Annotated in this window: 13 protein-coding genes; 2 read left to right on the forward strand and 11 right to left on the reverse strand. The window is 37.6% G+C overall.

What is annotated here, in order from left to right; all coding sequences use genetic code 11:
* Positions 1–78 precede the first annotated feature (78 nt).
* Entirely contained in the window at positions 79–852 is a 774-nt protein-coding gene (locus BJK46_RS12395; RefSeq protein WP_241536905.1) for an MFS transporter, read from the forward strand.
* Positions 853–909: 57 nt separating this feature from the next.
* On the opposite strand, the gene gndA is transcribed toward BJK46_RS12395, so the two are convergent.
* Together gndA and BJK46_RS03240 are read right to left on the reverse strand one after the other, a co-directional pair.
* Positions 910–2,313, reverse strand: coding sequence for an NADP-dependent phosphogluconate dehydrogenase (gene gndA, locus BJK46_RS03235; RefSeq protein ID WP_014613855.1), 1,404 nt, complete (start codon positions 2,311–2,313; stop codon positions 910–912).
* Positions 2,314–2,386: 73 nt separating this feature from the next.
* Entirely contained in the window at positions 2,387–3,502 is a 1,116-nt protein-coding gene (locus BJK46_RS03240) for a tripeptidase T (protein WP_063278760.1), read from the reverse strand.
* Positions 3,503–3,672: 170 nt separating this feature from the next.
* Between BJK46_RS03240 and prli42 the strand changes: the two genes are divergently transcribed.
* Positions 3,673–3,774 carry a stressosome-associated protein Prli42 gene (prli42, locus tag BJK46_RS12150; protein ID WP_019165260.1) on the forward strand — a complete coding sequence of 34 codons (102 nt, stop codon included), beginning with the start codon at positions 3,673–3,675 and terminating at the stop codon, positions 3,772–3,774.
* A 56-nt stretch (positions 3,775–3,830) separates the two neighbouring features.
* On the opposite strand, the gene BJK46_RS03245 is transcribed toward prli42, so the two are convergent.
* From BJK46_RS03245 to recN, 9 genes are all read right to left on the reverse strand, one after another.
* A complete protein-coding gene (locus tag BJK46_RS03245) occupies positions 3,831–4,808 on the reverse strand; it encodes an aromatic acid exporter family protein (protein ID WP_014613853.1) in 978 nt (325 codons plus the stop codon).
* A gap of 10 nt (positions 4,809–4,818) precedes the next feature.
* The gene (gene brxB, locus BJK46_RS03250; protein WP_103263548.1) at positions 4,819–5,256 is read right to left on the reverse strand and encodes a bacilliredoxin BrxB; all 438 of its coding nucleotides are present in this window, start codon (positions 5,254–5,256) and stop codon (positions 4,819–4,821) included.
* A 224-nt stretch (positions 5,257–5,480) separates the two neighbouring features.
* Positions 5,481–6,755 (reverse strand): dihydrolipoamide acetyltransferase family protein, encoded by a 1,275-nt coding sequence (locus tag BJK46_RS03255; protein ID WP_103263547.1) that lies wholly within the window; start codon positions 6,753–6,755, stop codon positions 5,481–5,483.
* A gap of 12 nt (positions 6,756–6,767) precedes the next feature.
* On the reverse strand, positions 6,768–7,751 hold the full coding sequence (locus BJK46_RS03260; RefSeq protein ID WP_014613850.1) for an alpha-ketoacid dehydrogenase subunit beta: 984 nt from the start codon (positions 7,749–7,751) through the stop codon (positions 6,768–6,770).
* Positions 7,744–8,742 carry a thiamine pyrophosphate-dependent dehydrogenase E1 component subunit alpha gene (locus BJK46_RS03265; RefSeq protein WP_014613849.1) on the reverse strand — a complete coding sequence of 333 codons (999 nt, stop codon included), beginning with the start codon at positions 8,740–8,742 and terminating at the stop codon, positions 7,744–7,746. Before BJK46_RS03265 ends, BJK46_RS03260 begins: the two co-directional genes overlap by 8 nt.
* Positions 8,743–8,763: 21 nt before the next feature.
* Positions 8,764–10,182 carry a dihydrolipoyl dehydrogenase gene (gene lpdA, locus BJK46_RS03270; RefSeq protein WP_103263546.1) on the reverse strand — a complete coding sequence of 473 codons (1,419 nt, stop codon included), beginning with the start codon at positions 10,180–10,182 and terminating at the stop codon, positions 8,764–8,766.
* A 10-nt stretch (positions 10,183–10,192) separates the two neighbouring features.
* Positions 10,193–11,251, reverse strand: a complete 1,059-nt coding sequence (gene buk / locus BJK46_RS03275; RefSeq protein WP_103263545.1) for a butyrate kinase — start codon at positions 11,249–11,251, stop codon at positions 10,193–10,195.
* 573 nt (positions 11,252–11,824) lie between these two features.
* The gene (locus BJK46_RS03280; protein WP_037542962.1) at positions 11,825–12,718 is read right to left on the reverse strand and encodes a phosphate acyltransferase; all 894 of its coding nucleotides are present in this window, start codon (positions 12,716–12,718) and stop codon (positions 11,825–11,827) included.
* A 6-nt stretch (positions 12,719–12,724) separates the two neighbouring features.
* Positions 12,725–14,407: a DNA repair protein RecN gene (gene recN / locus BJK46_RS03285; protein WP_103263544.1), complete on the reverse strand. Its 1,683-nt coding sequence runs from the start codon at positions 14,405–14,407 to the stop codon at positions 12,725–12,727.
* Position 14,408: the final 1 nt, after the last annotated feature.

Consider the following 14,408-nt stretch of genomic DNA (forward strand, 5'->3'; position numbering starts at 1 on the left):
TCATCAAACTTGTAGTACATCACACGAGACTATTTTGAGAGAGTTGTCACGACTAGACAAAACATTCAATCTGCAACGATGATAACGGTCCCTATTGTGGCAGGATTTTTAGTAACTCTTGTCCACATTAATACTTTAGCGCTATTGAATAGCTTCACTGAATTTGTTGGCTTGATTCTGATTTTTATGTTGCGTTTTAAACCAGCGAATGCGGTGAGTAAAAGCATAAAATTTACAGAAGGGATGGCAGAAAGTTTTAAATATGTCTTTAAAAATCGGAACTTGTCGACACTCTTTTTAACATCAAGCGTCATTAACTTTTTAGAACAATCTTTAACTGTCGGACTTCCAATTATTATCGTGACACAACTTTGCTATTCATCTGCACATTTAGGAACGATGGAAAGTATTTTAGGAGTGGCACTTTTATTAACATACATTACATTGAATTTCTTTAACATGAAAAATAATTTAAAAAAATTGTCTGTGCTATCTAAGCTCATTTTAATTGTATCGCTTTTCGTTATCGCATCATCAAACTTTTTTATAGCGATATCGTTTTGGGCGTATATTGTGATGATCATTGGTATCGTATTGATTGGCATTGCCATTCCTATTGACAATGTTCCATTTCAAATTATGATACACAAAACGATAGATGAAGATTACAAATCACGCGTATTCGCTTTATTGCAAAGTTTGGCCACGGGACTCAATCCACTCGGGCTCATTTTCTTTGGATTTGTCATACCGTATAGTTACGGTTTGGTTTTTCTAATCAGTGGGATATGTATGATTTTTGTCATGTTGTATTTTATTAAAAACTATCATGAGCACGAGTTGCAGTCATAAAGATGAAATGAAAAGAGGCCAGGAATGCGCCTAGCCCCTTTCATATTTGAGAAGGTTTTATTTAGTCCATTGTGTATGGAAAGTACCTTCTTGATCTTTACGTTGGTAAGTGTGTGCACCGAAATAGTCACGTTGCGCTTGAATTAAGTTTGCTGGTAAGTTTTCTGTACGGTAGCTGTCGTAGTAGTTGATACTTGCTGAGAAACCAGGAAGTGCCACACCGTTTTGGATACCTGTTGCAACAACATCGCGAAGCGCAGATTGATATTCAGTCACGATATCCTTGAAGTAACCGTCTAATAAAAGGTTTTGCAAGTTGTTGTCGTTGTCGTATGCATCTTTAATTTTTTGTAAGAATTGCGCACGAATGATACAACCTTCTCTCCAAATCATCGCTAAATCGCCTAATTGAAGATTCCATTCATTGATTTCACTTGCTGTTTTCATTTGATCGAAACCTTGCGCGTATGAACAAATTTTACTCATGTACAGTGCGCGGCGAATTTTTTCAAGGAATTCTTCTTTGTTGCCATCAAATGCAGCAGAAGGCCCGTTTAACACTTTTGAAGCATTCACACGTTGATCTTTTAAAGAAGAAATGAAACGTGCAAATACAGATTCCGTAATGATAGTTAATGGCGCACCTAATTCTAATGCGTTAATAGATGTCCATTTACCTGTGCCTTTTTGACCCGCTTTGTCCATGATTTTTTCTACAAGTGGTTCGCCATCCTCATCAAGTCTTGTGAAAATGTCACCTGTAATTTCGATAAGGTAACTTTCTAATTCTCCAGCATTCCATGATTTGAATGTTTCAGAGATTTCCTCATGTGACATGCCTAATAAATCTTTCATCATAATATAACTTTCTGCGATTAATTGCATATCTGCATATTCGATACCGTTGTGTACCATTTTGACATAGTGACCCGCACCATTAGGCCCAATGTATGTGACACATGGTTTACCGTCTTTCGCCTTAGCTGAGATAGATTCTAAGATGTCTGACACTTTATGATAAGCAGCTTCTTGACCACCTGGCATTAATGAAGGACCTGTTAACGCACCAACTTCACCGCCAGAAACCCCCATACCAATGAAGTTAATGCCACTTTCAGCCAAAGCTTTATTACGGCGAATCGTATCGAGGTAGTTTGTGTTACCACCGTCGATTAAAATATCATCATCGTCTAATAAAGGTAATAAGCTGTCAATGGTTTTATCTGTCGCTTCTCCTGCTTTTACCATTAACAAAATTTTACGTGGTTTTTCTAAAGAATTTACAAACTCTTCTACTGAATAAGTCGGTACAATGTTTTTCCCTTTAGATTCTTCAACCATTAAATCTGTCTTATCTGCAGAACGGTTGTACACAGATACACTGTATCCTCTTGATTCAATATTCCAAGCTAGGTTTTTACCCATTACGGCTAAACCAACTACACCGATTTGTTGTGTCATTATACTTAACCTCTCTTATTATAAATTATGGCCTTATTGTATCACATATTAGCGGATGAAGCCTTTGATTAGCTTACGCATTCATTTCAATGATTTTTAATACAAAATTTGTTAAATCATATAACGATTGTTTGGAAATACGTTCATCTGTTGTATGAATTTTTTCATAGCCCACGCCTAAAATGACTGTTGGGATGCCAAGATGATTAATAATATTACCATCAGAACCGCCACCACCGACATCTGCTTGCATCTCAAAACCTAATGCCTTTGCAGCTTGTTCAGCCACTTGGTAGACACGTTCATCCGATTCAACATGAAAGCCTGGATAAGATAACTCAGTTTCAACTTCAGCATGACAGTGATGTTGTGCTGCCGCATGTTCAAATGTTTCTTTCATATGTTGAACTTGTGCATCGAGTTTATCTTTAGCATGTGAGCGTGCTTCTGCCCAAATATTCACTAAATCTGTTACAACATTTGTCGGCCCCCCACCTTGGAATTTACCGATATTAGCAGTCGTTTCATGATCGATTTGGCCCAGTTTCATTTGACTAATCGCTTGAGCAGCAATATTAATCGCGCTAATCCCTTCATTTGGTGTACTGGCATGCGCTTTTTTACCATGGATCGTCGCATTAACTTTCATCTGATACGGTGCACCAATCGTGATACTGCCTACCGGTACTGCTGAGTCAATCGCATAGCCGTAATCTGCATCTAAATCTTCTTTACGTAAAGCTTTTGCGCCAACTAATCCAGACTCTTCACCCACTGTAATAACGAATTGAATTTGACCATGGGGTAACTGTTGTTCATGAATGATATGGAGCACTTCAAAAATGACAGCTAATCCTGCTTTATCGTCAGCACCGAGTACGGTTGTACCATCTGAATAAATGAAACCATCTTCTTTAATGATTGGTTTCACATTGCGACCCGGTTCCACAGTATCCATATGACTCGTGAAATAAATTTTATCTTTATTTTCTCGATTTGCAGGTAATGTACAAATCAGATTATTAGCTCCAAAACCTGTCGTTGCTTTCGCGTTATCTTCTACAACTGATAGGCCGAGCGATTCAAACTTGTCTTTCAGTATGGGTTGAATAATGTCTTCATGTCCTGTTTCAGAATCGATTTGCACTAATTCTAAAAATGTTTCAATTAATCTATCTTTATTTAGCATACCGTCACCTTCCCTTATGTTCTATACTCATTTTATCGAACTTTGGATAGATTGCAAAAAAGACATATCCATCATCCTTTTTATAAGAACTTTTGGCTTTTATTTGAATGAATGATATAATTCAGTCATTGTACATGAGATTATTATAGGTTATTTGGAGGCTTATCATCGTGTTAAACAAGAAAATAAGAAAAGTGCTCATCATTGTGATGCTTGTTGCCATCGTACTTGCGTTGATTTTAACAGGTATCGCACCATTATTGAGCATGTAACAGAAATCAAAAAACAGGCAAGGATTTAAAGTGTCCTCGCCTGTTTTTGTATACAATTAAATTTCATGATGCATTTTCAGTGAACCAAATTTTGCTTTAATCGTTAAATATTCCTCAGTATCATACAAAATTTGAATCATACTTGAACGTGTCAACAACTCTTCATGTGTCTGAGGTAAAGGCAGTTGATCGATTTCAAGACGAATTTGATATAATGTGTGTAAACGTAATGCAGTATAGTTATTTTCATTGACATTTTCTGCCATTTCATGAAATAACTGTGCCACATGTGCACTCATGACATCATTTGCATTAATGTGCCTGATGTGATTTTTAATGCGCTTAAGTATTTCTAACTGATCTTCACGCATGTCAAAATAATGATAGTAGCTATTTTCATTCCGAACAAAATGATTTTTAACATCTTTGAATGCAATCGATTTCGCCTCTTGAATTGTATGTGCCAATGAATTAAACGTCACATCAGGTCGGTTATTATGCATCGCACAGGCTGAACTAAACGTATGGAAAATGCTTTTGAATTGAAACTCAATTTCCTTTTTATATTTAGATAATTGGTGGTCCAAATTTGGCATGATTGTATTCATCGTAAACGCAATAGCTAACCCAACGATAATCAGCAATACTTCATTGACGACTAATGAAAAATCGATGACATCAGCATTGAAAAAATGGAGTAAGATGACAATGCTTGTTACGACACCTTCTTGCATATTAATCATCACAGTAACAGGAATGAAAAAGAGAACAATTAAACCAAGTACCCAGGCGTGTTGCCCTAATAGCGGAAAAATAGCCCAACCAAAGCCGATTGCAATTAAACAGGATATAAAACGAGAAATAATCGCGTGAACAGAGTGTATTTTCGTATCTTTAATACATAATACCACCAAAATGGCACTAGAAGCGTAATTATCCAACCCTAGTAGTTGTGCGATGATTACACCTAGTGCCATGCCGACAGCGGTCTTTATCGTTCTCAATCCGATGCGATATGGATTTAAACGCAACATGATGAGCACCTTACTTAGCGTTACAATAACGGTCAAATAAAGCTTGAAGTTGCGTAATTACGTCCATTGTATCGTGGCCTTCGATTTGGTGACGTTCGATCATTTCAGTAATTTTGCCGTCTTTCATGAGCGCAAATGAAGGGCTTGATGGTGCATAACCTTCAAAATAATCACGTGCACGTTGCGTTGCTTCCTTATCTTGACCTGCAAATACTGTCACAAGACGATCGGGTAATACATCATAGTGTAAAGCGTGTGTCGCAGCTGGACGTGCAATACCCCCTGCACAACCACATACTGAGTTGATCATGACTAAAGTTGTGCCGGCTTGTTTAAATACACGATCAACATCTTCTTCAGTTGCTAATTGTTCGTAACCCGCATGGTCCATTTCAGAACGGGCTTGTTTGACGATATTATTCATATATAAATCGAAGTTCATATCCATGTGAACATTCCTCCATCATAAGTATTTCAATTAATTACATTTTACTAAAGGTCATGCACAACTGCAATCATTCGGCAACATCTGCCTAGAAAAACTAGGATTTGGACCGTAGTTTCCGTGACGATTTTAATTTACCGAAGCACGCCAAACCATTAGAAAAGGCTAGGAAAACATCCCAGCCACTCCCTTATTCATAGATTATTATCCAACTTTTTTCATACAAATTAATAAACTTGTGTATGTTCAACGGTAAACGCTTCAATACGTTGTTTCACTTCATTTAAAAATTGGCCGGCTTGTAAACCATCTAAAATACGGTGATCGAGTGATAAACATAGGTTCACCATAGAACGAATCGCAATCATGTCATCAATGACAACTGGTCTTTTAACAATAGATTCAACTTGTAAAATGGCTGCTTGCGGATGATTAATGATGCCCATAGAATGTACCGAACCAAAAGTCCCCGTATTATTTACAGTGAAAGTACCGCCTTGCATATCTTCATACGAAAGTTGATTTTGTCGTGCTTTTTGTGCGAGTTCGTGAATTTCTCGAGCAATGCCTTTAATAGATTTTTCATCGGCATGACGAATGACTGGAACAAACAATTTATTTTCATGCGCAACAGCGATTGAAATATTGATGTCAGAATGTACAACAATCTCATCTTCTTGCCATGTGCTGTTAAGTAATGGATATTTTTTAAGCGCTTCTGCTACAGCTTTAATGAAAAATGCAAAGAATGTTAAATTATATCCTTCTTGCGCTTTAAATTGATTTTTGTAATGCGCGCGAGTTTTTGTTAATTCTGTAGCATCCACTTCTACAGCCATCCAAGCATGTGGAATTTCATGAACACTTTGAACCATTTTGTTCGCAATTTGACGGCGCACGCCATTGACAGGAATCACGCTATCACGATCGCTTGTTGTTAATGTATGGTGATTTTGCTTGGCTACAGGTGACGTTGGTGCAATGCGCTCTACTGTCTCTTGAGGTACAGCATTTTCTTTTGGTGTAGTAGTACCTTGTTCAATCGCACGTTCAATATCTTTTTTAGTGACACGGCCTTCAAATCCTGTCCCTGTTACTGTTGATAAATCAATATTGTTTTCGGAAGCCAATCTAAATACAACAGGTGAAAAACGGCCATTATTTTTAGATTGATTTTCTGTTGAAGGTGGTGCTGGCGGCACATTTGTTTGTTCTGTAGTTGTCGCATCAGCTTCTGGAGCTACATTTTCAGTTGTTTCGTCAGTATCACCTTCCACTTCCATTTCGCATATGACAGAACCGACTTCAACTGTGTCACCAGCAGCAGCAATAATTTTTTTAATCGTTCCTGCGTATGATGAGGGCACTTCAGCTGTCACTTTATCCGTAATCACTTCACACAATGGGTCATATTCTTCAACACGGTCCCCTTCTTGAACGAGCCACTGTTCAATTGTACCTTCATGCACACTTTCCCCGAGTTTAGGCATTTTGATTTCCATGAGTGCACCTCCTTAAAATTGTGCTAATTCACGCATTTTATTTTTAATTTTATCCGGGTTAATCATAAATTCATCTTCTAACGGTGGTGAAAATGGCATCGCTGGCACATCTGGACCCGCCAATCGCATTACGGGTGCATCTAAATCAAATAAACAATTTTCAGCAATAATCGCGGCAACTTCTGACATGACGCTACCTTCTTTATTGTCTTCTGTGACTAACAAACATTTACCTGTCTTTTTCGCGCATTCAATAATCGTTTGTTGATCGAGCGGATAGACAGTACGCAAATCAACCACTTCGACGTCGATAGCTTCACCTTTTAATAAATCTGCTGCTTGAAGACAATAGTTCACTGCTAGACCGTATGAAAATACTGTGATATCGCTACCTTGTCGTTTGACATCAGCTTTACCAAGCGGCACAGTGTAATATCCTTCTGGAACTTCTTCTTTTAGTAAGCGATATGCCTTTTTATGCTCAAAGAAAAGCACAGGGTCATTTGATGCAATTGACGCTAAAAGTAAGCCTTTTGCATCATAAGGTGTGGATGGAATGACAACAGTTAAGCCTGGAGTAGACGTAAATACACTTTCGATACTTTGTGAATGATAAAGTGCGCCATGAATACCACCGCCGAATGGTGCGCGAATCGTTAATGGTGCCTGCCAATCATTGTTAGAACGATAGCGCATTTTAGCAGCTTCACTCATAATTTGGTTAGTCGCCGGTAAAATATATTCCGCAAATTGTATTTCAGCAATAGGACGTTTCCCCATCATCGCTGCACCAATAGCAGAACCGACAATGTTGGATTCAGCAAGTGGTGTATCTAATACACGATAAACGCCATATTTTTCTTGTAATCCAGCTGTCACCCCAAAAACGCCACCTTTTTTACCTACATCTTCACCAAGAATCATCGTTTGCGCATCTTTTTCTAGCGCGACATCAAGTGCTTGTCTAATAGCTTCAAGATATGAAATTTTAGCCATGTTGACGTCCTCCTTCTTCGTAGACATGTAAGTATGTTTCAGATGGATCTGGGTATGGTGCGGCCTCAGCTTCTTTAGTCGCTTGATGAACCCACTGTTGATTTTCTTTTTCAATCGACTCAAACCACGTTTCATCAACTAATGACTGATCGATTAAATATTGTTTGAATTTAAGGTTACAATCATTTTCTTTATCCGCATTTTTTTCTTCAACTGTGCGGTAACGGTCATCATCATCTGAAGAGTGTGCTGTTAATCTTGTACACATGGCTTCGATTAATGAGGCACCTTCACCATTTACTGCACGTTCGCGAGCTTTTTTAATAGCACCATAGACAGCAATTGGGTCATTACCGTCAATCGTCTCACCGAACATGCCATATCCTTTCGCACGATCTGATAAATATTTTGCACCATATTGGAATTCTTTAGATACAGAAATCGCATATTTATTATTTTCAATTAAGCAAATAAATGGTAAGTTATGGACGCCTGCAAAATTCAACCCTTCATGAAAATCACCTTGGTTTGAACTCCCCTCACCTAGTGTCGTTAATGCGATTTGAGATTTGCCATCCATCTTAAATGTTAATGCTGCACCGACTGCATGGAGGATTTGTGTAGCCACTGAAGACCCTTGTGACATAATGCCGACTTCTTTTTTACTGAAGTGAGATGGCATTTGTTTACCTCCAGAACTGATGTCATCACGTTTACCAAAAGCGGATAACATCGTTTCTAAAGGTGTCATACCTAAATAAGTAACTAATGCTAAATCACGATAATAAGGCGATGTAATGTCTCCTTTTTGTAAAGCATAAGCCGTTCCGATTTGTGTGGCTTCTTGACCTTGACAACTGATGACGAATGGAATTTTCCCAGCACGATTTAAGAGCCACATTCTTTCATCTAACTTACGGCCTAAATCCATAGCACGGTACATGTTTTTTAAATCTTCAATTTCAAGGCCAACACTTTGATAATCTTTCATATCTATTTTCCTCCTTCTTATCTATATGTGAATAGATTGATGATTAGATTTTAATCCTAATTCCATGAGTAATTCTGAAATGGACGGATGTGCGTGTGTTGAAAGTCCTAATTCAAGTGCAGAACCATTCATAAATTGTAAAACACTTAATTCGTTGATAAGCTCTGTAACATGAGGACCAATTAAAGATGCACCGATCAAACTACCAGATGCTTGATCAAACAATAGTTCAGCAAAGCCTTCAGAAGTTGATGAAGTAGTAATCGTTGCTTTACCATTCGCTTTAAACGGTGCTTTCACGACTTCAAATTTAAGACCGCGTTGTTTTGCTGTTTCTTGATTAACACCGATTGACGCAATTTCGGGTGATGTATAAACACATCTTGGCATCAAATCATAATCAACGGGTAGTGGATTTTCATTAAACATATGTTCAACGGCAATCACACCTTCTCTAGCTCCGACATGTGCAAGTTGTAAATGGCCGATTACATCTCCAGCAGCATAAATATGTGTATCAGCCGTTTGCATATATTCGTTCGTTTCGATCATTTGCTTGTCATTCAATACAACTTTCGTATTGTCTAAACCTAAATCCGCTGTATTCACTTGTCGACCAATAGCAACGAGTACTTTTTCAGTGGAGAATGGTTTTTCAAGATTGAAGGTCACTTCCTCGTCGCTTTGTTGGATGTCGTCTCCTTTGAGCACCGTATTGATATGGAAATTGACACCTTGCTCTTCCAATTGTTTTTGAATTAATTGACTGATTTGTGCATTTTCTGTTGGTAAAATACGTGGACCAGCTTCGATAATATGTACCGTGACACCTACACTACTAAAGAAAGATGCAAATTCTAATCCGATAACACCGCCGCCAATAATCGTGATGGATTGTGGTAAAGCTTCAAGCGTCATCATATCATTACTACTATATATTTGTTGTTGATCAAACGGTAAAAACGGCAGTGCCATAGGTTTGGATCCTGTTGCAATTAATACATAGTCATTCGGTAATAGTTCAGATGTTCCGTCTTCATACTCTACAGAAACTGTGCCACTTTGAGGTGTAAAAATTGAAGCACCCATTAGGCGACCAACGCCATGAAATACATCAATTTTGTGACGTTTCATTAACCCTTGTAGTCCTTGATACATTGTGTCGACGATGCGATTTTTACGTTCCATCACTTTTGAGAAATTAAACGTCGGTGGTTCAGCAGTCACACCAAAGTCATCGGCATGTTGTACGTATTGAAAGACCTCTGCTGATTTGAGAAAAGATTTTGTTGGAATACAGCCTTGATGCAAACATGTTCCACCCATTTTTGATTTTTCAACTATAGCAACAGATTTTCCAAGTTGACTCGCGCGGATTGCAGCAGAATATCCCGCAATACCCCCGCCAAGGATAACGATATCGTATTTTTCTTTTGTCATATGTTTTCTCCTATTGATATATCTCAATTTTAATTTGCTGATTCAATGCTAATTGTGCACGTTCTGCAAGCGTGATAAGTTCATGCTCTCCTGGGAAAACTGAAATTGGAGCAATCCACTCTATATACTTCGCAAGCTGATCCATTAATTGAACACTATGGCTCATACCGCCTGTAAAAATAATTTGATCGACGTGTCCTTTTAAAACGACAGCACGTTCTCCAATCACTTTGGCGATTTGAATCACCATTGTGTCGATAATTAACTTCACATTTTCATCTTGCTCATACTTGGCCATAATTTCTCTTAAATCAGATGTCTGAAAATATGCTTTAAGTCCAGACTCACGACTTAACTGCACCTTGATTTCATCAGCGGATAACTGATGCTTCTCCATGTATTGGACTAGTAAATCATTTGGTATGCTGCCAGAACGATCCATTGCCATTGGACCTTCCCCATATAATGCTTCATTCACGTCAATGACACGCCCTTTTTCATGCGCACCAATGCTGATGCCCCCTCCCATATGTATCACAATCACATTCATATTTTCATAAGCACGATTGACTAGTGCGGCATAACGACGAGCCATCGCTTTTTGATTTAATGCATGAAAGATACTTCGACGTTGAATGGACGGCACTCCAGTATGGCGTACTTCATCGATCAATTCATCTACGACAACCGGATCAGTCGTAAAAACTGGGATATGGTATTTTTGGCCAAGTTGATAACCAATCATGGCGCTTAAATTAGAAGCATGGGCGCCATACTTAAAGCTTTTTAAGTCGTCATACATTGCTTCGTTTACTGAATATGTACCGCCTTCAAGTGGTTTGAGTAGACCGCCACGACAGGCAATGGTATCAATTTGATTCAACTGATACCCCTGTGATTCGATTTCATCTTCAATCAATTGTTGTCTCAATGACTCTTGATCAATTAAGGGTTGCTTTAAAATAGCTTCAGTGTGGCTGATATTTTCATTTACTTTACATTCATCATTTTCATATATTGCATATTTACTAGAGGTACTCCCTAAATTTAATACGAGTGTTGTTGTCATACAATCCCTTCTTTCAAAAACAAATCAAAAATGTATGGAGATGGAGAACAAAACTTCAGATGCTATAGTCGCAATATTATAGTTTAACTTGCTCTCTTTACGAATTGTGTTTTTGATTGCCTTCATGTCTTGGTGTTCCTATGGGTTTGCCCTTCAACTCACTAACGCTTGATTAAACTGTTACATTTGTTGAGGTGTTAGTGGATTATGGGAGCAGTACAGAAATCTCATGTGTCATAAAGATTTCGTCGCACTGACCCGGATGGCTGACTCGACATCTGAAAAACATGCGCCTTGAGAAGGCAGACAGCTACTGTGATAAACAGTAACCACTATTAAAGTAAAGAAGTGAACGCTAGCAGTATACACGCAATCTCTTAAGCGTCTTAGCCTTTTGGTCAAACTTACATCAAATGCAACAACTTAAGGCAAGTTGATAGAATGAGGACAAACAATAATATCCAATTCATCCACATTTTTTGACTTTTTTATCATCATTAATGGATTTGCGTCCATAATATAGATAGAGACTGGGAAAACTCAATATCCCGGTCCCATATTTTGTTTACAAGGTTAACCGACTTTTAATGCGACTAAAATAGAGTTGATTTTATTTTCAATACTGTCCGCTCTTGATGTAAGAACGATTGGAAAATGTGCGCCGAGAATAAGACTCGCAACTTTTGCACGACCAAAATATGTGAGTGATTTATATAATACATTGCCTGCATCTAATCCTGGAACTATAAGAACATCTGCATTCCCTGCAACTTTTGAATGGATACCTTTTTGAATCGCACTCTTTTTATCAATCGCATTATCTAACGCAAATGGACCTTCAACATGCACATGCGGTTCAATAGGATGTGATTGATAATATTCACTTAAACGCTCAGCTTGAACGGTAGATGGTATTTTAGGGCTGACCTTTTCAACGGATGACAATAATGCAATGTGAAGTTGTTGATATTGTAGCCTTTTTGAAAAATCAACCAAATTTTGAATAATGGCTTTCATCTCTTCTTCTGTTGGCGCAATATTGAGCGCAACGTCTGAAATCATAAGCAGTTTGTGATACGACGGGATTTCACATAACGCCACATGGTTTAAAAAAGGTTTTGTACCTTGTGCGTTACGTTTTAATACCGCAGATAAGATTTTAGCAGTTGAAATTTGCCCTTTCATCAAAATTTGTGCTTTGCCATGATGCAAATCATTTAAGCAACCTTCAATTGCAGCCTCTTCTGTATCAAAAGTTTGAATATGGATACGCTTTAAAAAGTCGGCCGACAACTCAAATGAACGAATAATTTCAGCTACATCTTGATTATTATAAAGTTTGAAGTCAGCTTCGGTTTGCTTTAAAACTTCAATGATGACTCTAATAAGTGGTTCATCCGTTGCATTAACAATCGCTATTGTCCCTGTTAGAGCTTGAGGTTCTTTAAGCAAGTCTGTAAAATTCAACTTTCATCATCCTTTGTGCTTTTGGTTTTGTTCAATCATTTCTTTCGCATTTTGTCTTGTCAATTCGGTAACAGTTGCACCAGAAATCATGCGTGCAATTTCATCTATCCGTGCATCACCTGTAAGTTCGCGTACAGTTGTAGTGGTGCGGTCATCTTTCTCATGTTTTGAAATGTACAAATGATGATCACTCATTGACGCAACTTGTGGTAGGTGAGAAATACAGATGACTTGAATAACTGAAGCAATGTCTTTCATTTTTTCAGCCATCTTTTGTGCCGCTTGTCCAGAAACACCGGAATCCACTTCATCAAATAATATCGCAGTTTGCCCGTGTGCGCGTACAAAAATACTTTTCAGTGCGAGCATAATTCGTGACAGTTCACCGCCACTTGCAATTTTGTTCAAACTTTTTAATGGCTCACCTTTATTTGGGCTAATTAAAAATTCAATGCGTTCTAAACCATCTTTTTGCGGTGTTTCATAAGGTTTAAACGAAATTTCTAAATTCGCATCCTTCATTTGTAAGTATTGGATTTCATTGACAATACGATCGCGCAACTGTCTTGCTACTATTCTACGCGCTTTTGTTAACTTTTCCCCATCTTCCTGAACTTGTTGCGATAATTGTTGGATTTCTTCACGTAGTTTCGAGGTACTTTCTTCATAATTTTCGATTTTATTAATTTCATCAGCGATTTTTTCTTGATAAATCATCAAATCTGAAATATCTTTGCCGTATTTGCGTTTTAAATTGTTCAACAAGTTCATTCGTGATTCGAGTTCATTTAAATATTGTTCATCAAATTCAGTTTGGTTGATTTCTTCATAGATTTGATGTTTAGCATCTTCTAACGTGTAATAAAATTGATCAACTTCTTCTTTTAGCTTTTCAAACGTTTCAGGTAAAATTTGATTCACATTTTGTAATTCTGAGCTTAAAGTATAAAGGCGATCTGTAATCGCATGTTCATCCGTTAAAGTCACATAAGCAGCGTTCAATGCTAAACTTAAGTTTTCGGAGTTCTGAATACGTTTAATATCGATTTCTAATTGTTCGATTTCGCCTTCTTTTAATTGCGCTTCTTTTAATTCATCATATTGGAACTTCATTAAATCTAGGCGTTGTAATAAAGCTTGATCTGCAGACTCTAGTGCTTCAAGCTCTTTTATCTTTTCTTGATGTTGTTCATAAGATTGGGCATATTGCTGAAGTTCTTTAATATATTCACCGTCAGCATAACGATCAAGTAGTTCAACGTGATACTTTTGTTTTAATAAAGATTGTGTTTCATGTTGACCATGGATGTCAAGTAAAGATTGCATGACTTGTCTTAAATCTTGTAACGTCACAGTTTGGTTGTTAATTCTACAGATACTTTTACCAGAACTAAAAATTTCTCGTTTAACAATTAAAAAGTCTTCATTAATATCAATTCCTAACGTTTCAAGTTGACGTATCGCATCTGTCGCATCATCAATATCAAAAATGCCTTCAATAATTGCTTTCTTTTCACCATGTCGTACAAATTCAGAGGAAGCACGCATACCAATCAGTTGTCCAATGGCATCAATAATGATTGATTTACCCGCACCAGTTTCACCACTAAGCACAGTGAGGCCATCTGAAAACTGAATATCTAATGTATCGATAATAGCAAATTGTTTAATGGAGAGGCTTTGTAACATC

Source organism: Staphylococcus pseudintermedius, from assembly GCF_001792775.2.
Lineage (GTDB): Bacteria > Bacillota > Bacilli > Staphylococcales > Staphylococcaceae > Staphylococcus > Staphylococcus pseudintermedius.